Source organism: Novosphingobium sp. PhB165 (genome assembly GCF_004341845.1).
In the GTDB taxonomy this organism is placed as follows: Bacteria; Pseudomonadota; Alphaproteobacteria; order Sphingomonadales; family Sphingomonadaceae; genus Novosphingobium.
In genome coordinates this window covers 1-22504 of record NZ_SLVB01000009.1, presented here as the reverse complement: position 1 = coordinate 22504, position 22504 = coordinate 1, and the positions used below count along the sequence as shown (strand labels likewise).

The following is a 22504-nucleotide window of genomic DNA, read 5'->3' as shown; positions in this document are numbered from 1 at the left end:
TAGCGAAGCAATCCAGTGCGGCTCTGCGCGAATCTGGATTGCTTCACCCGCTTCGCGGGTTCGCAATGACGAGGGTAGGGGGGGGCGGCGAAGGTGGGCATGAGGGAGAACCTCAAGCCGCTACCGTGCCGAGAACATGCGTAAGGCCCGCCTCGATGGCGGTGCGGTCCAGCCCCTTCTGGCCGATGATGACAAGCTGGGTGCGGCGCACTTCCTGCGGCAGCCATGCACGGTCGTAGAAGTGCTGGATGCGCGGGCCCACGGCCTGCACGACAAGGCGGCTAGGCTTGCCGCCGACGGCGACCATGCCCTTCACGCGCAGCACGTCGTGTTCCGCGATCAGGTCCTTCAGGCGGGCGAGAAGGGCGTCGAGATCGGCCACGTCACCGCCGGAAACAACGAAGCTGTCGAAGTCGTCATGGTCGTGATCTTCGTCCAGCCCGTCGATGTGCGAGGGGCGGGAATCGAGATCGTCTTCGGCCGCAGCGGTAATGCCCAGCAGCGCGGCGATGTCGACGGCGCCGTGATCGGCGCGCACGATCTTCACGCCGGGGCGTGTCTCGGCCAGCACCAGCGTCTCGACATGGGCGAGGGCATCGGCGTCGACGAGGTCAGTCTTGTTGAGCACCACCATGTCGGCGCAGCCCAGTTGTTCCTCGAACAGTTCTTCCAGCGGGCTTTCGTGGTCGAGCATCGGATCCGCCGCGCGGGCCGCCGCCAGCGCCGCCTCATCGGTGGCGAAGCGGCCCGCCGCGACGGCATCGGCGTCGATCAGCGCGACCACGCCGTCAACCGTGGCGCGGGTGCGGATGTCGGGCCACTGGAAGGCCTTTACCAGCGGCTTGGGCAGGGCAAGGCCGCTGGTTTCGATGATGATGTGATCGGGCTTGTTCTCGCGGTCGAGCAGCTTCTGCATGGTCGGCAGGAAATCGTCGGCGACGGTGCAGCAGATGCAGCCGTTGGCCAGTTCGACGATATCGTCCTCCGGGCAGGCCTCGTCATTGCAGCCCTTCACCAGTTCGCCGTCGACGCCGACATCGCCGAACTCGTTGATGATCAGCGCAAGGCGGCGGCCCTTGGCGTTCTGCAGCAGGTGGCGGATCAGCGTGGTCTTGCCGGCGCCCAGGAAGCCGGTGATGACGGTGGTGGGAACTTTGCTCATGTATCGTCTCCCGCGCGCCGGTAACTCGGAAGCGGCGGGGCAGGCCGTCTCTTGCGGACGACGCGGACACACGGGCGTCGGGCAGGCGCGCGAGCGCCCGACGTGGCATGCCGCTGCGGCCCCGGCCGCATGCATCACGTCGCTCAGACGGAGAGTTACCGTGCCTTGGCCAATCCCTGGACCCGGGCAAGAGCGACATCGACCCCGGCAGGTCTCCTGGCTTGCGGGTCACGGCACGATGCACTGCCTTCCCAGGCCTCGCATGACTTAGCGTCCGGCCCAGTGGCTGCGGGCAGAGGCTTTGCCCCGCCGCGAATGTGCATCGCGCTCGCCGCTTACAGTTGCAGGGACAGCCCCGGATTGGAGTGGCAGGCCACTCGTACCGTGTTCCCATTTTAAGCCCCTTGCGGGGCACCGGCGCGATAATGGTGTTCGCCGTCGCCCCGGTCGGGGCTGCGGCGGACAGGCAGGCTCCTAGCCGTCGCCGTGTCCGCCCGCAAGTGTCGCGCCCCGGGCAAGCGCCGGGATCGCGCGCGCAGGCCGATCCAAAACGCGATGACGATGAGCAACGCATCAGGCTGGCGGTGCAGATCCCCTCGATTTTGCATCTAATGCGATTGACTCGCAAGTTGGGACTCTGTTAGCAGCGCCAGAAATGCGAATGGTTCGCAATAACGCGACCAAGGCGCACTTTCGGAGCCGTCATGAACACGCGCGCGGGCAAAGTCCGTAAAGGCATCGGCAAAGGCAATCTCGCGGCCAGACTGCTGGCGGCGGTTCCGGCCAATTATGCGCTCTCTTCGCTGGCGGCGGCCTGCGTTGCCCGTGCGTTGGCGCATGGTCTTGCGGTCTCCGCGCCCGAAGCGAGCATGGCGGCCACGCTGCTGTCTTTCGCGATCTTCGCGGTGCTGGCGCTGGCGGCGTTCGGCATGCGTTCGGTGGTGCGGCTGTGGCTGTGGATGCTCGTTTCGGGCGCGGTCATGGGCGGGTACCTCTGGTTTTCTCTGACAACGGGGGGCCGCCTGTGAAGGAGAGCCTGCGGCAATCGATGGCGCTCGTGCACACCTGGACAGGGCTGGTGCTGGGCTGGCTGCTGTTTGCCATGTTCGCCACGGGGACTTCGGCCTATTTCCAGGACGAGATCACCCGCTGGATGCAGCCCGAAGTGACCGGCACGGCCGATCCGGTGGCATCGGCGCAAGGCGCGGTCCGCTTCCTCCAACGCACCGCGCCAGACGCGAGCTTCTGGTTCCTCACGCTTCCCAACGGACGCAGCGCTACCACGCAGGCCTTCTGGTACCCGGGCACCGGCACCAGTGGCCAGACCGAGGCCGTACTCGATGAAAGCGGCCGGGAAGTGACTGTGCGCCAGACCAACGGTGGCTACTTCCTCTATCGCTTCCATTTTGACCTGCATTACCTGCCGGTGCTCTGGGCCCGCTATCTGGTGGGCATCGCGGCGATGTTCATGCTGGTGGCGATCCTCTCGGGCGTGATCACGCACAAGAAGATCTTCGTCGACTTCTTCATGCTGCGCTTCGGCAAGGGCCAGCGATCGTGGCTGGATGCGCACAACGTGACCGCCGTGCTGGCGCTGCCGTTCCACCTGATGATCACGTTCACCGGGCTGGTGACGCTGGCGGCGATGTACATGCCGTGGGGTATATTGGCGAACTACGCTTCGCCCGACACCTTCCAGTCCGCGGTTTTCGGCGATCCACCGGCCGCCGAACGCAGCGGCAGGAACGTCCCCCTTGCCGACCTTGCGCCGCTGATGCGCAAGGCATCGGCGCAGTGGGGCGGGCGTGAGGTCGGCGTGGTGCGGATCAACAATCCGGGCGACGAGACCGCGACGATCGCGCTGACGCGCGGGCCGGGCGAGGCGATGGGCTCGCGCGGCGAAGTCATGGTTTTTGACGGTACCAGTGGCCGCCAGACCGGCGGCAGCCTGCCGCAAGGCGCTGCGCTCAAGACCGAGAGCGTGATGATCGGCCTCCATTCGGGACGCTTCGCGCAGATTGCGCTGCGCTGGCTCTATTTCCTGAGCGGCCTTGCCGGAACCGCGATGGTGGGCACCGGGCTTGTGCTCTGGACCGTCAAGCGCCGCCAGCGGCTACCCGATCCGGAACGCCCGCATTTCGGTTTTCGCCTCGTGGAAAAGCTCAACATCGCGACCATTGCCGGGCTGGGCTGCGCCATTCCGTCCTACTTCCTCGCCAACCGATTGTTGCCCACCGGGATGGCAGCGCGCGCGGACTGGGAGATCCACACGATGTTCCTCGTCTGGCTGGGCGTGCTGATCTGGGCGCTGCTGCGCCCGGCGGCGCGGGCGTGGCTTGAGGCGCTGCGACTGGCGGCGCTGCTTTTCGCGGCGGTGCCGCTGGTCAACGCCTTCACCACCAGCCGGGGACTGCCTGTCAGCCTGATGAGGGGGGACTGGCTGTTCGTGGCTTTCGATATGGTCATGCTGTCGCTTGCGGCTGCCTTCGCGCTCGCCGCTGCCAGACTGGCGGCACGTCAGCGCAAGGCGTCGGCCGGCCGGACGATGGGCCGGGAAAAGGCAGTGCGGGCATGACCCACGTTCTGGGTATCCTGCTTGCCCTCGCTGGTTTCTGGGCGCTGGCAGTGTCCATGCCGCGCCACCAGCGCGATCTTGCCGGGCGAACGCTCGCGAAGAGCCACGCCTTTACTGCCCGGTGGGCCGGATGGGCCCTGCTGGCGGCAGCGCTTGCCGTCGATATTGCGGGCCTTGGCGGCGGCTATGGGCTCGTTGCCTGGTGCGCGCATCTAACGGTGGGCGCGTGGCTGACTGTGGCGCTGCTCCACCTGCCGAAACGCTAAGTCAGCCGGGCATGTGCACCCGCGCGTAGTCGTCGTCGGTCGCGCGGCCGAGCATCTCGCGATAGGGCGCGAAATGCGGCATCTCGGGCGTTACCAGCCCCAGCGCCACGTCCTCACCCTCGGCCAGCTTGCGCAGGGCGAGCGGCGCGGCGGCCGGAACGAGCTGGGAGCCCTTGCCCACTTCCAGCGTGGTGAGAATGCCGAACAGCCCGCCATCGATGGTCGGGCGCGAGAGGATGGCGAGGCGGTATTGCCCCTGCTCGTTGGTCACGAGGTAGATATGGCCGGAAAGGTTGGGCATCGAGACTTGCCCCGCCTGCTCGAAACGCGCGTCTGACCGGCCGGATTCGGCGAAAGCGAGGCAGGCCTTGGCGCTGTCCCACCGGATTGTCGTCAGATAGGCGAACAGGCTGCCCGGCGTGCCGAAGCTGGGGCGCAAGGTCAGGTAGCGGCCTTCCAGCCAGGCCACGGCCGAGCGGGCATAGGCGCCCAATGCTTCGGGGGCGACATCTCCGGCGCCAGGCAGTGGTGCAGGCGTGCCCGGGATGGTGCCGGGGCGCAGGTTTACGCCCAGCGCTTCCTCGATCCGCAGCAATGTCGCCAGCGTGAAAGGGCGCTTGCCCGCCAGTGCCTTTTCCAGCGTCGAGAGGCTGATCCGCGCCATGTCGGCCAGCGCCTGACGGGACATGCGCCGCCGCGCGATCTCCTCGCGGACGAGGCGCGCGGCCTCTGCGCTTTCGGGAGCGATCGGGGCGGAATCCGGCAGGTCGGTCTGGGGTGTCGTCATGTCTGCCTATTTCCGCACAAATGCGCACATTCCGTCAATGCCTGCGTCAACAGGCGCAATTTGCGCACGCGTGCGGAACCGGCCAATAGTGCTCGTGGCTGTGCGCACCGCCATGCGCATAGAGGGAGGGCTCCCGAACATCCAAGGAGCCTGTCATGCCGCAATCACCCGCTTTCCGCCCTCTCGCCTTTCGGGGCGCGCTGATCCCTGCCGTCGTGCTGGCGCTGGGCGCTCCGGCCGCCGTCGCGGTCCAGTCCACCGCCGCCCTTGCCGCCGACGAAGCCGAAGACGCCGCCACTGACGACGGGCCCGCTGCCGGCACCCTGATGCTGCGCGGGCAGGGCATTGCCGAGAGCTTGCCCGCCGTTCGCCTCGGCACCGACATGGACGTGACGGTGACTGGCCAAGTGGCCCGCGTGCGCGTGACGCAGGCCTTCCGCAACACCTCGGGCAAGTGGATGGAGGCGCATTACCTCTATCCGCTGCCGCAGGACGGAGCGGTGGACTCGCTGAAGATGGTGGTGGGCCAGCGCGTGATCGTGGGCCATGTCCAGCCGCGCGAGAAGGCGCGTGAGACCTATGAGGCGGCCAAGGCCAGCGGCCGCAAGGCCGGTCTTGTCGAACAGCAGCGGCCCAACATGTTCACTACAATGGTCGCCAATGTCGGCCCCGGCGAGACGGTGCTGATCGCCATCGAATATCAGGCCCCGGTCACGCAGGCGAACGGCACGTTCTCGCTGCGCCTGCCGCTGGTGGTCGGCCCGCGTTACACGCCGCCGCACACGCTGACTTCGGCGCCCGCGGTGGAGGATGCCAATGCCGTGACCGCGGCGCCGGTGCTCGACCCCAAGGTGGGTTCGGGGCTCAATCCCACGTCGATCTCGGTTCGCCTCGCCCCCGGCTTCGATGTCGCCAACCTCATCAGCCGCTATCACAAGGTGAACATCACCGGCCCGTTGGACGACCGCACCGTCCGTCTTGCCGAAAGCGTCCCGGCCGACCGCGACTTCGTGCTGGAATGGCGCTCGGCCTCGGCCGATCCGACGCTGGGGCTCTTCGCCCAGCACACCGACAAGGGCGACTTCGTGATGGCCTCGGTCACGCCGCCCGCCGATCTCTCCAACTTGCCCACGCCCCCGCGCGAGATGGTCTTCGTGATCGACAACAGCGGCTCGATGGGCGGGGACTCGATGGACGAGGCCAAGGCCAGCCTGATCCACGCGCTCGGCACGCTACGCCCACAGGACCACTTCAACGTGATCCGCTTCGACGACACCATGACCCGCCTGTTCGACCACAGCGTGGCCGCCACGCCCGATCAGGTGGCGCTGGCCAAGCGTTTCGCGGAATCGCTGGAGGCACGCGGCGGCACCGAGATGCTGCCCGCGCTCAAGGCCGCGCTGGAGGATGCGGGAACCGGCGGCGGCGCCGATGCGCTGCGCCAGATCGTGTTCCTCACCGATGGCGAGATCTCCAACGAGCGCGAGATGATGGCCGCGATCGGTGCCGACGGCGGGCGCAGCCATGTCTTCATGGTCGGCATCGGCTCGGCGCCGAACGACTATCTGATGGAGCGCATGTCGACCTTCGGCGGCGGCGTCTACACCCATGTCGGCACCCCGGCCGAAGTGGCCGCGAAGATGATGCCACTGATCGACGTGCTCAGCCATCCGGCCATGCGCGACCTGTCGGTGCGGGTCGAGGGCGGGACGCTGGATCTCACGCCTGCGCGCCTTCCCGATGTCTATGCCGGGCGGCCGCTGGTCCTTGTCGGCCGGACCGGGCATCTTGCCGGCACGCTGACGGTGAGCGGCACGATCGGCGGCAAGCGCTGGGAGCGGCGGGTCGATCTGGCCAGCGCGCTGCCCAGTCCCGCGATCGAAAAGCTCTGGGCCCACCGCCGCATCACCGACATCGAGGCGGACCGCGCCCTCGGCCAGATGGAGGACGCGCAGGCCGATGCCGAAGTCGAGCGGATCGGCATGGAGAGCGGGCTGGTCACCAGCCGCACCAGCCTCGTCGCCGTGGACGAGACGCCTTCGCGGCCCGCCGGTGCGCGGCTGACGCGTGAGGAATTGCCGATCAATCTGCCGGCAGGCTGGGATTTCGACACGCTGTTCGGGCACGATGCCGTGCAGTCGCGGGTGGGTTCGGATGACCTTTCCGCCATGCAGGCCCAGGCGCTCGACCTGCCGCAGACCGCCACCGGCTTCGTTGGCATGGTGGGCAAGGGGCTGGCGCTGCTGCTGGCGGGTCTTGCCGGGTTTGCTCTCCTGCTGCGCCGGAGGACGGCATGATCGGGCTCGCACGTGTGAAGGAGGCTGCGCGCGGGCGCGGCCTCCTCGTTTTGCTGCTGGCCGGACTGTGCCTTGCAGGCGCGGCGGAGACCGGGCGGGGACTTTATGTTCCCGCCAAGGCCATGGCCGCGCAAGTCCTGTTGGAGCGGGCTTTCGAGCGCAGCCTTGCCAACCACACGCCGCAGCGGCCCTGGGCCTGGGCGGACATGACCCCGCTCGCCCGGCTCTCGGTACCTCGCCTCGGTGCGGCGCGGGTGGTGCTGGACAGCGGATCGGGGCAGGCCATGGCGTTCGGACCCACCCTGCTTCCGGGCGGCGCGGCCTTCGGGAAGGAGGGAACCGCCGTGGTCGCTGCCCATCGCGACACGCACTTCCGCTTCCTGCGCGATGTCCACAAGGGTGATCTCATCACCGTGCAGACCCGCGAGGGACTGGAGCGTCGTTACCGGGTGACCGGGGCCGATGTGGTGCGGTGGGATCGCTATGCCGTGCCCGATGCAGGCGCGGGCGAGCGGCTGGATCTGGTGACGTGCTATCCCTTCGACGCCGTGCGGCATGGGCCGTGGCGCTATGTGCTTCATGCGGAGCGGATCTCGTCCTGATGGGAAAGCGAAGTCCGCCAACCTCAACCCGTCATCCCCGCGAAGGCGGGGACCCCGCTTTCGCTGTGCAGGACGAGAGGTCGCAAAGAAGCGGGGCCCCCGCCCGCGCGGGGGCGACGAGGTTTGAAACCGGGAACTCATCCCTCGACACTGAGCGCATCCGAGATCGTCCACGTCGTCCGACGTTTAAGTGCTGTCCCCGCTCGGCTCGCGCCGCCGCCCCACCCAGATGGCGCAGGCGAGCAGGACTGCCGCTACCGGTAGCGCCACGAGCGGACCCGGCCGCACAAGCAGGCAGAACGAGACGAACCCCACCGTCATGCCGATCCACGAGGCGATCTTGGCATGACGCGGGATCGCCCGCTCCGCCCGCCAGGCACGCAGCCCGGGGCCGAAGCGGGGATGATTGAGCAGCCAAGCCTCCAGCCGCGGCGACGAGCGCGCGAAGCACGGCAGCGCCAGGATCATAAAGTCTGTGGTCGGCAGCAGCGGGACGAAGATCCCCACCACGCCGATGCCGACCAGCACGAGCCCCAGCACCAGCCAGCCCATGCGCGCGGCCCGGCCCCGGCGGAGCAGGTCCTCGGTGCCGCTGCCGTCCTCAGGCGAGGCGGGCATCGGCCAGCGAACGCACGCGATCGAAAGCCGCTTTCGCCCCCGCGACCGCGCGGGCTTCCTCGTCCGGGCCCAGCCGGGCGGCGTCGAGCCCCGCCGTGAAGGCCCGCCAGTGCGCGGCAGGCCCTTCCGCCGCCGGCGCGAGATGGCGCGCGCCGTGATCGTCGGAGAGGCCAAGCTTGGCCGCCTCCTTGCGCAGCAGCGCCGCGCCCATGTTCGACCCTTCGGCGACATAGAGCCAGCCGAGCGCGGTCGGGACATCGACCGGCTCGCCCGCCGTGAAGGCGGGCGGCATGTCATCGGCGGGCAATGCCTTGCCAAGGTCGGCCAGATCCGCCGCGATCAGGCCGAGGCGCTGCCGCTCGGCAAGGCCCGGCAGAATGTACTGCAAGGCCTCGTGGGCATAGAGCGCCGCGATGTCTCGGTGGAACAGGTACTGCAACTCGGCGAAGCGGGCATAACCCGGCAGGCTGGCGAACGGGTCGGCGGCCATGATCGCCTTGTCCAGGCGTTCATGCATCTCGCGCGTCCCGGCCCGGAGCGATTGTACGAGGCTGGGTGCCAGCGAGTTGTCCGTAGTGGTGTTCATGGTCTGCGGCGTTCCTTTCAGAACGAGATCAGGGCGGTCGCCTTGAAGGTGCGGCCGGGCTGCGAATAGAACAGCTTCGAAAGGCTGCCGCTGTCGGGCAGGTCGAGCGCGTTGTAGTAGGTCTTGTCGAGCAGGTTGTAGACACCGACCTGAATACGCAAGCCCTCTGCGAAGGATGGACGGATCCATGCGCTGGCGTCGATGATGCCGTAGCTCGGCGTCTTGTTGAGATCGGAGGCGGGATTCTCGACCTTGTTCCGCGATGCTGCCGCCGTGCCGGAGAGGTCCGCGCCGAAGTTGCCGTGCGAATAGCCCACGCCCAGAATGGCGCGCAGCGGCGGGATCGAGTTCAGGTGATAGTCGTCCGCAGTGTTCTTGCCGTCGGCGTAAGCGAGCGAGGCCCAGGTCCGCCAGTTCTTCGAAAACTCCCAGTTTCCGCTCGCCTCGATGCCGTAGATCCGTACGCGGTCGAGGTTCATGTACTTGAACACGCCGAAGGGATAGCTGCCGGACAGGCCGGCCTCGGCGGCGGTCGTCGTAACCGTGTCGATAAAGTTGCGGTAGGTGTTGTGGTAATAGGCCACGCGCAAGCCGCGCTTGTCGTCGCCGAAGCGCATGCCGAATTCGTAGCCCTTGCTGGTCTCGGGCTTGAGATCCGGATTGCCGATGCTGACGTAGCTGCCGGTGCCGCCATAAGTCAGATAAAGCTCGGTTGCCGAAGGCGCGCGGAAGGCCTGTGCCCACTGGCCATAGAGCGTGAGTTTTGACAGCACTTCGGCCTCGACCAGCACCTTGGGCGACCAATGCGTGTCGGACGACTTGGCGGGGAGCCCCTCGAACGCGGCGTTCTCGGCATAACTCGGCGTGTCCTGCGGCGAACGGCGATAGTTGTCGTAGCGAATGCCCGGAGTGACATGCAGCCACGCGTTCGTGCCGAAGCCGATGCGGTCCTGCAGGACAAGGCCGATGTCGGTGCCGCGCACGTCGGGCATGTCGGACTGGTTCACGTGAAGGAACGAGCAGGAATAGATCGCGGGCGTGCAGTTGTCCTGCCCGGCGGCGTATTGGCTGGTATTGGTGCGATAGGCCTCGCCCGCCACGGTGATTGCGTGGGAGAGCGGGCCGGTCGTGAAGTCTCCGGTGATCGAACCGTTCAGGCCGAACATCTCCACCTGCAGGTCGCTGTCGCGGGTATAGAGGCCCTTCGGTGCGGTCAGGCGATTGCCCGCCGTATAGGTCTGGAGATTGCTGCGCTGCCAATATGCGGTGAGATGCGCTTCGCGGACTGCCCCGCCATCGCCCTGATAGTCGTAATTGCCCGAAATGCGCTTGCGCTTGGTCGTATTGTCGGTCCGGAAGCTGGAATAGGTCGAGCCGATGCTGGTCAGCGTGTTCTCGTCGTAATCGCGCGAGAAGATTTCGCCGGTCAGGCCAAGGCGGTGGCCGCCGGGCAGGTATTGGTGGACTTTCACCAGCAGGTTGAGCTGGTCGTAGCTGGCGGGATTGGGCTCGGTGCGCGTGGTGCCGGTGCCGCCGGTATCGCCCTGGTTCTTCGTCTCATTGCCGTTCTGGTAGCCGCCCTGGATCAGCATCAGCGTGTCGCCGCTGCGCACGGCGGCGGCCTGATTGAGGAACACGCTGTCGCTGGCGCTGTCGTACGTGACTTTCGAAAGGCCGGCCATGGCCTTGCCGTCGGTCAGCAAGTCCTCGGGATCCAGCGTGCGCAGCGCCAGCGTACCGGAAAGCGCGCCGGTGCCGAAGAAGCTGGAATCCGCGCTGCGAACCACGTCGATGGCGCTGAGCGAGTTGAAGTCGAACGAGGCGACGCCGCCTTGCACGCCGCGCGCGCCGTCATCGAGCCACGGGGTGCGGATGCCGTCGATGGTCGTCAGTACACGGTTGGAATCGAGGCCGCGGATGTTGATCGACATGTTGCGGGGGTTGAAGTTTACACCGGCATCCACGCGGCGGGAGAAGTCCGTGAGGCTATCGACCATGCGGTCGCGCAGGGTTTCTGCGGTCGTGGTGGTGGTAAGGACGCGGGGCTTGCCGGCCGCGCTGCTTTCGGCGTCGGTATCCTCGGCCTTTGCCCTGACCGGGAAGCTGCCGAGCGGAACCGCGCTGTCTGTCGAGGCTGATTGGTCGGCCGATTGAGCCCAGACCGGAGCGCCCGGAAGTGCGAGCGTGAGGGCCACCGCCCAGCCGATCTTGCAGCCGATGCCGGTGCCGATTTGGGCAGCGATGCTTGCCCTGCTCGTTCCTGTCAGCAGACCCATGTTCATCCGTTCATTCCTTTTAACAAATGCGACGCAGTAGCAATAAGAGAGTGAAGGGCGAGCAAAGGGAGGAGGTTCTCCGCCGGTCGTGGTTTTGAGTGTTCCCCCAGGCGCCCCCAAAGTGCCCTTAACCGCCCCTCTACCTTAATGCTATTGATTCGCAATAGATAATGTGAGACGAGCCGCGCACTCGCTTTCGAGGGGATGAATCTCATGACTCTTTTGACCCGATTCCGGCCGGCCATCACGCTGTCAGCCGGTCTCTGCGCCAGTCTCGCCGCGACATCGGCGCTCGCGCATTCGCCTTACCTTCTGCCCAATGGCTTCACGATCGACGGGCAGGACCACGTGACGGTGGAGGCCGCGTTCAGCGAGCACGTCTTCGTACCCGCCATCGCCATGCAATCGGACGGCTTTCAGGTCGTCGCGCCCGACGGCACGGCCTCCGCGCTCAAGCCGGTGATGCTGCGCGACCTCGCCGTGCTCGAAGTGCCCACGCCCGCCGACGGCACGTACCGGATCAGCAGCGGCGAGCGGCAGGGCCGCGTTTCCAAGGCGGCTTTTATCGACGGCCAATGGGAGTTCATCGACCCGCGCCGTCCGCTCCCACCCGGCGTCACGCCGGTCGACATGCAGAGCGTGACCAAGGCCGAGGCCTATGTCAGCCGGGGCACGCCGACCCAGACGGTGCTCGCGCCCACCGGCAAGGGCATCGAATACCGCGCCGTAACGCACCCCGACGCCATCCACGCCGGGAAACCGGCCGAATTCCAGATCCTGTTCGACGGCAAGCCGCTCGCCAATGCCGATGTCGAGGTTGAGGAGGCGCGGCCCGGCGAAGTCGAGAATGTCCGCCTGCCGCTGATGACCAGCGACGCGCAGGGGATCTTCCACGTCACCGCGCCGCGACCGGGTCTCTACCACGCAATGACGCGCCACCGCGTCGCCGCGACGGCTGGGGAGCCCGCCCGCAGCTACACATATGCCCTGACCTATTCCGTAAGCGAATGAGACCGACCATGACCATCAAGACGATCCGAATTGCCCTTGCCGCCGCCGCCTCACTGGCCGCCATCGGCACCGCCCACGCCGCCTCGCATGATCTTGCGACTTTCATCCGCGAGCAGGATCTCGACGGCGACGGAAAGGTCAGCAAGGACGAGTTCCAGCGCGGCCGTGACGCCGAATTCGCGCGGATGGACCGCAATCACGACGGTGTGCTCTCGCACGACGAATATGTCGGCGACTATCGCGAACGCCTTGAAAAGGAGCTGCTGACGGAACCGGCAGCCTCGCGCGAGGAAGAGCGCGTGCGTCAGCTGCGGCAGGCCGATGTGCGCTTCGGCGTTCTCGACAGCGACCACAGCGGCGGCATCACGTCGGCCGAATTCGCTGCGACCGGCTGGGGCATGTTCCTGCACCACGACACCAACCACGACGGCTGGGTTTCGGCCGAGGACGCCGCCACAAAGGCCGATCCAGCGCCCTAAGCCGAGATGCGAGCGGGCGGGGCTTGTCCCGGCCCGGCCCGCTCCGTAATCCGGTACGCATGAGCCCTGTTCTGATCCGCCCCTTCGTCCCGTCGGACGAACAGGGCGTTATCGATGTGATCCTCCCCATCCAGCGGGAGGAATTCGGCATCGCCATTTCCGCCGACGATCAGCCCGATTTACGTGCGATTCCGGCCTGGTATCAGACCGGCGCGGGCGAATTTCTGGTGGCGGAGCACGAAGGGCGGATCGTCGGCACCATCGCCATGAAGGACATTGGCGCAGGGCAGGGCGCGCTGCGCAAGATGTTCGTTGCCGCTGACTATCGCGGCCGGGAATTCGGCACCGCGAACGCATTGCTGGCGCGGCTGCTGGAGATCTCGCGAGCGGCCGGAATCCGCGAGGTCTTTCTTGGCACGACCGACAAGTTCCTTGCCGCGCACCGCTTCTACGAGCGGCATGGCTTTCACCGCGTGGAGCCGCAGGAACTTCCCGAAAGCTTCCCGAGAATGGCGGTGGACACGCGGTTCTACGTGCTGGTGCTGGCTGAAGAATAGAGGCATGATCGGCCCGACATTACGTCACCGCTTGTTCGGTGTTCCGGGGGATGATCGAGATGCCGGAGGAAACGGGCCAAGAATTCGCCGGACGTAATATCGTCGTTTGCTGCGACGGTACCTCAAACCAGTTCTCCCGTGACCGTACCAGCGTCATCAAACTCTTTCACGCACTGGTGAAGGACGAGGAAAGACAGGCCGTCTATTACCACCCCGGCATTGGCACCCGTGCGCCGACCGGGATCGGAACCCGCACCGGACGCTGGCTGGGTGAGCTTGCCGGGCTCGCTTTCGGCTATGGTTTGCAGGACGACATTGCCGACACCTACCGTTACCTTGCCGACACCTATCGGCCCGGAGACCGCGTCTACATCTTCGGGTTCAGCCGCGGCGCCTATACCGCGCGCGTCGTGGCCGCGATGCTCCATTGCTATGGCCTTGCCATGCGCGGAAACGACCCCTTGGTCCCCTATGCGGTGAAGATGCTCTGGACCATGGCCCGGGCGAAACCGGGTGCCGACTATCAGGCCTGCGAGCAGCTCGCCTCCGATTTCAAGGGCACGATTTCGGCGCGCGATTGCCCGGTTCATTTTCTGGGCGTGTGGGACACCGTCAATTCGGTCGGCTGGATCGGCAGCCCGCTCACCATTCCCTACACCCGCGCCAATCCCGATGTCGCTATCGTCCGTCATGCCAAGGCGCTCGACGAGCGGAGGGGGTTCTTTCGGGTCAACTGGTTTGCAGCCGATCCCCGGCGCGACATTCGCGAGGTCTGGTTTCCCGGCACCCACTGCGATGTCGGTGGCGGCTGGCCCGAGGCCGAGAGCGGGATTTCCAAGTACCCGCTGGAGTGGATGGCGCAGGAAGCGGAGAAGGCCGGCCTCTTGCTCGATCCGGACCGGCTGGCGCAAGTCCTTGGCAAGGACGGCGGCCTCTATGCGCCGGAAAGTCCCAATGCCAAAGTGCATTACGGCATGCACCCGTGGTTCTGGGCGCTGGCGGAGTTCGTGCCGAAGAAGCACTGGAATTTCGACTGCAAGCGCTGGGAGTGGCGGATGAACCTGTTCCGCCGCCGCAGCCTGCCGCCTGCGCCGGTGGTGCACGATGTGGCCTGGGAAATTCCCGGTTACGCTTTGCCCGATGGGGCAGTGAAGCTTTCGCAATCCGCGCCTTAGGGTGTGAACGAATGCCCGTTCCGGCGGGTATTGCGCACTGATGTACGCCGCTGGCTTAACCGCCGCCGTCCCCCTCCTACCCCCGCTCATCCTGAGCCTGTCGAAGGATGTGAACCTCGCGCTGCGCCTCCGGGGGCTTCGACAAGCTCAGCCTGAGCGGGTTGGAAGACAATTGGGCAGAGAAGGCAATTGGGCAGAGTGGAAGGTAGCGGTGACTATATATGAAGCGCGCAGCATCCCGATTCAGGCAGAACTGCCATCCCTCTATTTGTGGATTAGGCGCGGGCCGGGCTTGCTGTCTACGACCTGTCTTGCGGGCTTTCCGATAAGCAGGTTTTAATACCAGACCACTGGCAAGCTGCCCTTACAGCGCATAGACTGCGAGAAGCGGAGCGAAGGGGGCGTAAGTTGCGCAGAAAATTTGGCTATTTGATGGTCGGCATCGCGGCAATCGGTGCCGTTATCTTTCCGGCCGACGCAAGCGACTTGGGCCAGATACGGACCAGCGACGTAGCGCTTTTCTACAAGCTATATGATGCGGCCAATGGCACGCCGAGCAGCAGCGTACTGCAGCAGGATTACATCGACGCGGGAAGCGATGGTGTTCGCCAGTTCGTCCCCCATCGGATCATCTCCGGTACGTCGCTGGCACAGACCATCCAACAAAATCGCTCCATCTACGATCAGGCGCGAACGTGCATGGACGTTCTGCCAACGGTTACCCGCAAGTTGGAAGTGGCCTTCCGGAAGCTTTCCGATCTCGATCCTCAGGCGACTTTCCCGCCCGTGACGATCCTGATCGGAAGGAATAACAGTGGAGGCACAACCGGCAAGGCGGGCGTGTTGATTGGCCTTGAGGTCGTGTGCAGATCATCCTGGTTGCAACCCGACCTGTCGGAACGCCTTTTCCATCTGATCTCGCACGAATACGGGCATGTTCAGCAAGCCCCGGAGCTTGACGATGACAACGCTCCAACCACAGTCTTAAGGCAGTCTCTTATCGAGGGCGTTGCCGAACTCGTCGGTGAGCTAATTTCCGGTCAAGTAGGCAACGTGCATCTGCAAAAATGGACGCAGGGACATGTGAAGGAAATAGACGCCAGATTTGTGGCCGATGCCGATAAAGCCGACATATCGGATTGGCTGTATAATGGCGTTGGCACTCCCGACCATCCGGGCGATCTCGGATATTGGGAAGGCTATCGAATTGCCAAAGCATATTACACCAAAGCCAAGGACAAGCGCGCAGCGCTTCGCACGCTATTGGACCTGAAAGACCCAAAAGCCGTGCTGGCCGAGAGCGGTTGGAAGCCGGGGCAGGACAGCTGAACACATGGCAACTGTCGGGATCGCCATGGCAAACGCGTAACGGCGTATTCGGCGGTGGTTCGGGAAAGGCGGCTTCCGGACTGAATCTCTGAAAAGCAGCGATTCAGTCGCGCGAAGGTCCTCGCGCGTCGTCCATCGCCGTTGCGCAGCAATCGGCTCCGCCTAAAACGGCACTTTCATCACGATCACATCCGCGTCCGCCCTGACGACGCCCTGGGCCTGCGCGGGAAGGTCGCTGCGCACCACGTTCATCGCGCGCGGGCCTTTCATCTCGTCGACCAGTCCCTGATAGGGCACGTTCGAATAGGCCTTGGGATCCACCGAAACCATCGCCGGAATGCTCTTTGGCAGCAGTGTGTCGATCAGTGTCACCGGCGAGGCATTGTGGCTGGCGTGGTGGCCCACTTTCAGGAAAGTCGTCTCGCGGATCAGGTCGCACCAGTGCGGATCGGCGAGGATCGATTTCCAGTTGCCCCACTGCGCATCGGCGCAGAACAGCAGCCGCGCGGCGCCCACTTCGATCAGGATGACAAGGCTGGTGTTGTTGATCGCCGCATCGATCTCGGCCGCGAGGCCGACGAGATCCACCCCGTCGGACATGCCCCGGATCGTCGCCATGTCGGCGGCGGAGAGGCGGGCCGAGAGCATCTGGCGCTGGCGCGGTGACAGTGCTTCGGGATCGATCCGGCAGCGCGCGGGGAAGGGCGAGAGTTGGCCGCTTCCGGCGGCATCCTGCGCCATCGCGAGGTGCCGGAACGTCTCGGCGCGCGGTGGGTCCATCACTGCCAGTGCTGCCGCATCGCGCGAGGGCCCCATGACGTGAAAACGCAGGCCGGGAAAACCGGCGAGGCCGAGCGGTACTTGCGGCGCGTCGGCATCGGGCAGGTAGCGGCGAACCGGCTTTCCGGCGAACCCGGAATAGAGCGTGTCCATCGCCGCCTCGTTGCTGAGCGCGAGGGAAAGCATTGCGTCCGCCCCGGCCAATGCCTGCGCGGATCCGTTCGGCGCGGCGGCCAGCGCGGGCGCCAGCGCCATCCGCGCAAGCGCGGCGCTGCGCACCTGCCGCTCGACCATGCCGCGCGCGGCGGGGTCCTGCGGGTTCTCGGTCCATGGCATCCAGACTTCGGCGACCTGCACTTTGTCCCAGCCGCTGGCGGCAAAACCGCTGACATGGTCCTTGTGACGGTGCGTGCCGACGACGAGGTCGATCCGGGCGCTGCCGTCGCTGTCGCCGGCGGCGGCGATCACCCGTTCGGCAAGCTTCTGGTTCTCGTCCGCCCCGCCCTTGTGGCGGCCGCAGTCGAAGAGGATGCGGCACATTTTCTCGGGGAAGGGGATCTCCACCAGAAAGCAGTCGCCGAAGCCGACATTGAACATCGAGATGGTGATATCCGGCATTAGCATCCTCCCCCATGCAGCGCGCGCAGGCTGGCACGGGCGATCATGCGATCGGCCACCCCGCGCGGATCGCGATAGGTGCTCATCGGATCGGCCAGGTCGCACTGCTGGACGAAGGCGGCCACCGCCTCGATGCGCAGCGCGCCCTTGTCCGGCGCCACCGGCGTTCCCGCCGCGCCCGGCTGCGGCGGCATCGGCAGTTGTTTGCCGATGACGTAGCGGATGCGGCCATCGGCGCTGGCGATCACGGTGCAGCCGCCGCGCAGGGGGAGGCCGCCGAAGCGCGGATCCCCGGCAGCGTCGTTGTCCTGCTGTTCGAGCCGGAACACGATCTCGTTGAGGATGCGCCCGTCCTGGCTGACCCGCGCGACGCGGTGGAAGCTGCGCACCGAGACCGTCAGCGTGGGGTGCAGGCCCAGTTCGGCGCGCACCTTGGCGCTGTCTGCATATCGGTGGATCGCCTTGGCCGCGTTGGCCTGCAATTCGTCGTAGCGGGTGTCGCGCTCGTGTTCGGAATCGTCCTCCTGATTCAGCGAGCGCCTGCGGCGCATCGGATCGAGGCTGGAATAGACCGCGTCATAATGGAACCAGTCGAGCGCGTCGGTCAGATCGATCCGGGTCATCGCAGGATCGGCCTCGGGCCATGTCACCGAGCCTTCGGAGAGTGAGAGCACGCCTTCGGGATAGATCGCGCGGGCGCGGAACGCCTCGATCAGCGCGGCGCGCAGGCCGAGCCGGTCATCCGGGGCGACGACGGCATGCGAGGTGACCGTTGCGCGCAGGAAGTCTCCGAAGGTCATGTCCATCGGCGGGGTGTAGTCGAAGGCGCGGACGATCATCGTCAGCGTCTCGTCGGCTATGCGCGAGGCGGCCTTGGACAGTTCGTCGATCAGTTCGGGGTGCAGCTCGCCCGCAGGCAGGATGCCGGAGCCGCCGGTCGCCAGCCGGATCAGCGGTCCGGTCGCATCGATATAGGCGGCCTTGAAGGCATCGAACACGGCGGCGAGCAGGATGCCGCCGCGCGCATGGGGCTCGGCGATATCGGGCGAGAGCTTGATATCGGGCGACCGCATGGCCGATCGCAGGGCATTGCCGGTGCGTGTGGCCTGCCCGAACTGGACGGCGATCTCGTTGAGGATCGACCCGGTGCCGACATCGCCCCGCGCCTGCCGCACCAGCGCGCGCAGCGTGACCGGATAAGTGAAATGCTGGAACAGAGCGACAAGGTCGGCAAAGCCTTCGTGGAAGGCGAGCAGGTCGGGATTGGTCGCTTCCAGAAAGTGCGGGCGCAGGCGGTTGATCAGGGCGTGCGTCACCTCGTGGACGATGATGTCGTGCGATAGACAGGTGAAGATCACCTGATTGGGCAGGTTCGCCCCGGGATCCTGTGGATCGGCGCGGAAATAGCCGAACAGCACGGCATGCAGTGCCGGATCGTAGAAGGCATTGGCGCCGACGAAAGCATGGGGGATCAGCCGCAGCTTGGGGTGGGACTTGTCGCGATAGAGCTTCAGGCGGCGGCCGAGCGCCTTGTCGAACGCGCGCACCGTCCGCATCGCCACGGCATAGACCATCTGCTGGTGGAATTGCGGATTGGACTCGGAATGGGCGATCCCGCCCTGCATCAGCACCGAGGGATCTTCGAGATTGCAGGGCAGATAGGTGCAGTCGTTGCCGCCGTCGTAATCGACCACGACTACCCGGTCTCCCTCCGGGCCGGGGCCGAGCGGTTCGAAATCGACCTCTATCGAGGTTCGGTTGCCGGGAAAGGTGGTGAATTGCGGGTCCAGCGCGAAGATCTTGAGCGGCCGGGCCGCGGGCATGTCCTGATTGGTGGCCATATTGTCCCCCTCTCGGCCCGAAAATCGGACCCGCAGGCAGGTTCCCGGCAAGATGACCACCGCATGACATGCTCATGAAGGCGTATCATGGAAGCCCGGTTTGCCCGCTGTCCTGCCATCAATACTGATCGTATCGTTTTCAGGGAGGCGCGCCCGCGATTCGCTTTGCCGCCCGAGCGCGTTTATACCTTTGCGCGCGGGTCAGTTCGATGGTTTTTTGCGGGAATTGGGGATTAGCCGATGCCCCATTTCAGGCCGTGCGGCGCGCGCAGCAGACCGTTTTCCACTTGGCAGCCATCCGGAATGTCCTCCGCCAGCCAGAGCGGCCCGTCGAGATCGACGAAGCGGCTCTGCGCCGCGAGCGGCCATGCGGCGGCGACCGAGAGCGAGGAGCAGAGCATGCAGCCGGTCATCACCTCCATGCCCGCCTCCCGCGCCGCCTCTGCCAATGCCAGCGCGCCGGTCAGGCCGCCCGCCTTGTCGAGCTTGATCGTCACATGGGAATAGCGCGCGGCGATCTCCGCGATGTCGGCGGCGACATGCACGGATTCGTCGGCCGATATCGGCACGGGCGCGCGCAGTCCCTTCAGCGCGGCGTCGGCACCGGCGGGCAGGGGCTGTTCGAGCAGGGCGATGCGCGCATCGGCCAGTGCGGGCAGGACGCGTTCGAGCAGGGCCATGTCCCAGCTCTCGTTGGCATCGGCGATCAGCGTTGCGCCCGGCGCCGCGTCGCGTACGGCGGCAACACGCGTGGCCACGTCATGCGCGTCCAGCTTGAGCTTGAGCAGCGGCGGCGGATCTTGCACGCCGTGGGCGAGGGCAATGTCCCGCGCCCGCTCCGCCATGGCGCGCGGCGAGGCGATCCCCACCGTGACGGCCGTGACCAGCGCCTCAGGCTGCGGCCCGAAACGCGCGGCCACGGGTACGCCGGAAAGCTTGGCCTCAAGATCCCAGAGCGCGCAGTCGATGGCATTGCGCGCCGCGCCCGAAGACATTGCCGTCAGCAGTTCCTCGCGGCCGATGCCATCGGCGATGAGCGGGGCCATAGCCTCGATCTGTGCGGCCACGGCGGGTGCGAACTCGCCGTAGCGGGCATTGGGCGCGCCTTCGCCGTGGCCGATCCATCCGTCCTGCTCCACCGTCACGCGCACCAGTTCGATTGCCTCACGCGTGCCCCGCGCGATGGCGAAAGGCCGCGCGAGGCGGTGATGCGCGATCCCGACGGAGAGGCGGCGGCTCATGCGGCCGGGAAGCGCGCGAGCAGGCGGTCGACCACGGCATCCATGCCGGTCATGACCGGATCGACGCAGGGCAGGCCGAGTTCGCTCTCGATCCGGGCGATCAGGTCGCGGGCTGCGGCAGGCTCAAGGCCGGAGCCGTTGATCGATATGCCGACGAACTCCGCATGGGGGCTGGTCAGCCGGGCGCAGCGCAGGTTTTCCTCGATACAGGCGGCGATGTCCGGCACCGGCATATGCGGCAATCCGCGCATATGCGGGCGGGCTGGGTCGTGGCACATGACCAGCGCCTGCGGCTGCGCGCCGTGCAGCAGGCCAAGCGAGACGCCCGCGAAAGATGGGTTGAACAGCGATCCCTGCCCCTCGATCACGTCCCAGACATCGTCCTCCCGCGCAGGAGAGAGCGCTTCGGCGGCCCCCGAGATGAAGTCGGCAATCACGCTGTCGATCACCACACCTTCGCCCGCGATCAGCACGCCGGTCTGCCCGGTGGCACGGAACCGCGCGGACACGCCGCTTGCATTGAGGGCATCGGCGAGGTGGATGGAGGTGTACATCTTGCCGACAGCGCAATCGGTGCCGACGGTCAGAACCCTGCGCCCCGCGCGTGGCGCGCCGGTGCCGACCTTGAGGTTTACGGGCGCGGCGCGCACGTCGATCAACTGGCGGCCCAGCGTCTCTGCACGCTCGCGAATGCGCGGCTCGCTGGCGAGATGCTGGTGCAGACCCGAGACCACATCGAGCCCGGCGTCGAGCGCCGCAAGCACTTGCGGGATCATCGCCTCCTCCATTCGCCCGCCGCTGGTGGCAATGCCGAGCACCAGCGATCGCGCGCCTTTCGCCGCCGCCTCGCGCACATCCATGCGCGGCAGGCCGAGAGAGACCGGGCAGTCGGCATCGCGCAGTTCGCCGATGCAGTCCGCGCGGCGGAACGTCGCGAGCCCGCGCGAGGTCTTCACGTCGAGGGGATTACGCTTGTCGCCGATATAGAGAAGGAAGGGGCCGGGGATCATGAAACTCGCTCCGTAGTGGACGAGCCAGCGACTAGCACGGCGAGTCGCCACCCGCGCATATCGAGCCGGGCCCGATCCATAACCCTTACTTATGGCTCTGGAGCACCGTCCGGAGATGATCGAGGAAATCGAGCGCCAGTTGCGAAGGGGGGCGGGCCTCCAGACTGACCGCGTGGATATCGTAGCGTTGCGGCGGGTCGAGCTTGCGCGTCGCCATGCCCGGCGCCTGCATGGCCAAAGCCGTATGGGTATCGACGATGGTCATGCCCAGTCCGGCCCGGGCCATGGCGGCCGCCACGAAAAATGTGCGCGACGCGCCAACCACCTCGGGCTCTATTTCCCGTCGCGCCAGTTCCTCGGAAATCATCCGCCCCTGCGGCCCGCTTTCGAACGTGGCGATCAGCTTGCGGTCTTGCAGGCTTGCGAGCGGCAGCGGCTCGGGTGCATCGGGAAAGTCCGCTTCCTGAAACAGAGCGACCATTTCACCGGTGCCGAGTAGAGTACTCTTCAGCAGGGTATCGCGCGGCGGCGTGTAGCAGATGACCACGTCGGTCTCCCGCCTGGCGAGTTTGGCCGCCACATCGTCATGGTGGATGGTGTGGAGTTCGATCGACACTCCGGAATGGCGCGCCAGATAACCGGCTAGAGCTTCGGGCAGCAATTCCATACCGAGCGAAGGCAGGGTCGAGATACGCAGTGTCTGCCCGCGTCCCCGCCGCATGTTGCGCGCGGTCTCACGCATCTGCTGGACCTGCCCCTGTATCGCGTCCGCCTGCGCGTAAAGGTCGTGCGCGTCGGCCGTGGGCACCAGTCGTCCGCGCGAACGCTCGAACAGGGGAAAGCCGAGCACGCTCTCCGCATGGCGCAGCAGATTGGTCACCGCCGGCTGCGAGACATGGAGCAGCCGCGCCGCCGCGCTGACCGATCCGGTGGTGTAGACCGCGTGAAAGACCTCGATATGGCGCAGGTTCATCGTAGCATGGATCCTAAGGTCCGTTCGAAACGGCGCCAAGGGCTCAATTGGCGACTCCATTGGGGACTGAGTCACAGGAAGGTCGATGGGCGGTGCGACTGCTCGTGGCGGGAGCCTTGCGAATTGCCGATATCTGCCCCCGGAAACGCAGCTAACCGTAGGTAAACTGCCATTTGTCCTGTGAGTGACGATTTTTTGAAAATTGTGTTTGACCGAATCATTGGTGGGACTTAGAGGGCCTCTCACCGCAGCGGACCACCCGGTCTTCTAGTGGTCGCCAGACAGAAACGGGCAACATGCTCTCCGAGATAAAAATCGGGG

The 22504-nt window shown here is 66.0% G+C and carries 20 protein-coding genes and 1 riboswitch; of the genes, 10 read left to right on the top strand and 10 right to left on the bottom strand.

All coding sequences use genetic code 11. The features are described from left to right. Positions 1-112: 112 nt before the first annotated feature. A complete protein-coding gene (gene cobW, locus EDF56_RS21265) occupies positions 113-1162 on the bottom strand; it encodes a cobalamin biosynthesis protein CobW (RefSeq protein ID WP_132391330.1) in 1050 nt (349 codons plus the stop codon). 188 nt (positions 1163-1350) lie between these two features. Next, a riboswitch (cobalamin riboswitch) is annotated at positions 1351-1596 on the bottom strand. A 270-nt stretch (positions 1597-1866) separates the two neighbouring features. On the opposite strand from cobW, the gene EDF56_RS21260 reads away from it, so the two are divergent. Genes EDF56_RS21260 through EDF56_RS21250 form a run of 3 tightly spaced genes read left to right on the top strand, consistent with a single transcriptional unit; the run spans position 1867 to position 4003 of the window. Next, positions 1867-2190 carry a hypothetical protein gene (locus EDF56_RS21260; protein ID WP_132391328.1) on the top strand — a complete coding sequence of 108 codons (324 nt, stop codon included), beginning with the start codon at positions 1867-1869 and terminating at the stop codon, positions 2188-2190. After that, positions 2187-3737: a PepSY-associated TM helix domain-containing protein gene (locus EDF56_RS21255; protein WP_132391326.1), complete on the top strand. Its 1551-nt coding sequence runs from the start codon at positions 2187-2189 to the stop codon at positions 3735-3737. Before EDF56_RS21260 ends, EDF56_RS21255 begins: the two co-directional genes overlap by 4 nt. Further along, a complete protein-coding gene (locus EDF56_RS21250) occupies positions 3734-4003 on the top strand; it encodes a DUF3325 domain-containing protein (RefSeq protein WP_132391324.1) in 270 nt (89 codons plus the stop codon). Before EDF56_RS21255 ends, EDF56_RS21250 begins: the two co-directional genes overlap by 4 nt. 1 nt (position 4004) lies before the next feature. Here EDF56_RS21250 and EDF56_RS21245 read toward each other — a convergent pair whose 3' ends face one another. Continuing rightward, a complete protein-coding gene (locus EDF56_RS21245; protein ID WP_132391322.1) occupies positions 4005-4790 on the bottom strand; it encodes a helix-turn-helix transcriptional regulator in 786 nt (261 codons plus the stop codon). 155 nt (positions 4791-4945) lie between these two features. Between EDF56_RS21245 and EDF56_RS21240 the strand changes: the two genes are divergently transcribed. Both EDF56_RS21240 and EDF56_RS21235 read left to right on the top strand, forming a co-directional pair. After that, positions 4946-7087 (top strand): marine proteobacterial sortase target protein, encoded by a 2142-nt coding sequence (locus tag EDF56_RS21240; protein WP_132391320.1) that lies wholly within the window; start codon positions 4946-4948, stop codon positions 7085-7087. After that, the gene (locus EDF56_RS21235; RefSeq protein ID WP_132391318.1) at positions 7084-7689 is read left to right on the top strand and encodes a class GN sortase; all 606 of its coding nucleotides are present in this window, start codon (positions 7084-7086) and stop codon (positions 7687-7689) included. The genes EDF56_RS21240 and EDF56_RS21235 overlap by 4 nt, the downstream gene beginning before the upstream one ends. Before the next feature lie 186 nt (positions 7690-7875). Here EDF56_RS21235 and EDF56_RS21230 read toward each other — a convergent pair whose 3' ends face one another. The 3 genes from EDF56_RS21230 to EDF56_RS21220 are packed head-to-tail and all read right to left on the bottom strand — an operon-like array spanning position 7876 to position 11175. Next, the gene (locus EDF56_RS21230) at positions 7876-8307 is read right to left on the bottom strand and encodes a YbaN family protein (RefSeq protein WP_132391316.1); all 432 of its coding nucleotides are present in this window, start codon (positions 8305-8307) and stop codon (positions 7876-7878) included. Beyond that, on the bottom strand, positions 8291-8893 hold the full coding sequence (locus tag EDF56_RS21225) for a biliverdin-producing heme oxygenase (RefSeq protein ID WP_132391314.1): 603 nt from the start codon (positions 8891-8893) through the stop codon (positions 8291-8293). Before EDF56_RS21225 ends, EDF56_RS21230 begins: the two co-directional genes overlap by 17 nt. Before the next feature lie 17 nt (positions 8894-8910). Further along, positions 8911-11175: a TonB-dependent hemoglobin/transferrin/lactoferrin family receptor gene (locus tag EDF56_RS21220; protein WP_207904846.1), complete on the bottom strand. Its 2265-nt coding sequence runs from the start codon at positions 11173-11175 to the stop codon at positions 8911-8913. A 207-nt stretch (positions 11176-11382) separates the two neighbouring features. Here EDF56_RS21220 and EDF56_RS21215 point away from each other — a divergent pair, with 207 nt between their 5' ends. From EDF56_RS21215 to EDF56_RS21195, 5 genes are all read left to right on the top strand, one after another. Continuing rightward, positions 11383-12180 (top strand): DUF4198 domain-containing protein, encoded by a 798-nt coding sequence (locus tag EDF56_RS21215; protein WP_165912308.1) that lies wholly within the window; start codon positions 11383-11385, stop codon positions 12178-12180. An 8-nt stretch (positions 12181-12188) separates the two neighbouring features. Next, on the top strand, positions 12189-12659 hold the full coding sequence (locus EDF56_RS21210; protein ID WP_132391310.1) for an EF-hand domain-containing protein: 471 nt from the start codon (positions 12189-12191) through the stop codon (positions 12657-12659). Positions 12660-12718: 59 nt separating this feature from the next. Beyond that, complete coding sequence (locus EDF56_RS21205; RefSeq protein ID WP_132391308.1) at positions 12719-13216, top strand: GNAT family N-acetyltransferase; 498 nt, start codon at positions 12719-12721, stop codon at positions 13214-13216. A gap of 50 nt (positions 13217-13266) precedes the next feature. After that, positions 13267-14391 carry a DUF2235 domain-containing protein gene (locus tag EDF56_RS21200; protein WP_132391306.1) on the top strand — a complete coding sequence of 375 codons (1125 nt, stop codon included), beginning with the start codon at positions 13267-13269 and terminating at the stop codon, positions 14389-14391. Positions 14392-14823: 432 nt separating this feature from the next. Then, the gene (locus tag EDF56_RS21195) at positions 14824-15720 is read left to right on the top strand and encodes a DUF2268 domain-containing putative Zn-dependent protease (protein ID WP_132391304.1); all 897 of its coding nucleotides are present in this window, start codon (positions 14824-14826) and stop codon (positions 15718-15720) included. Positions 15721-15882: 162 nt separating this feature from the next. Here EDF56_RS21195 and EDF56_RS21190 read toward each other — a convergent pair whose 3' ends face one another. From EDF56_RS21190 to EDF56_RS21170, 5 genes are all read right to left on the bottom strand, one after another. Then, positions 15883-17118: a hypothetical protein gene (locus EDF56_RS21190; protein WP_132391302.1), complete on the bottom strand. Its 1236-nt coding sequence runs from the start codon at positions 17116-17118 to the stop codon at positions 15883-15885. After that, positions 17118-18959: a hypothetical protein gene (locus EDF56_RS21185; RefSeq protein ID WP_132391300.1), complete on the bottom strand. Its 1842-nt coding sequence runs from the start codon at positions 18957-18959 to the stop codon at positions 17118-17120. The genes EDF56_RS21190 and EDF56_RS21185 overlap by 1 nt, the downstream gene beginning before the upstream one ends. Before the next feature lie 233 nt (positions 18960-19192). Then, positions 19193-20200 carry a dipeptide epimerase gene (locus EDF56_RS21180; protein ID WP_132391298.1) on the bottom strand — a complete coding sequence of 336 codons (1008 nt, stop codon included), beginning with the start codon at positions 20198-20200 and terminating at the stop codon, positions 19193-19195. After that, a complete protein-coding gene (locus EDF56_RS21175; RefSeq protein WP_132391296.1) occupies positions 20197-21210 on the bottom strand; it encodes a DUF1611 domain-containing protein in 1014 nt (337 codons plus the stop codon). The genes EDF56_RS21180 and EDF56_RS21175 overlap by 4 nt, the downstream gene beginning before the upstream one ends. An 85-nt stretch (positions 21211-21295) precedes the next feature. Then, positions 21296-22183 (bottom strand): LysR family transcriptional regulator, encoded by an 888-nt coding sequence (locus EDF56_RS21170; RefSeq protein ID WP_132391294.1) that lies wholly within the window; start codon positions 22181-22183, stop codon positions 21296-21298. Positions 22184-22504: the final 321 nt, after the last annotated feature.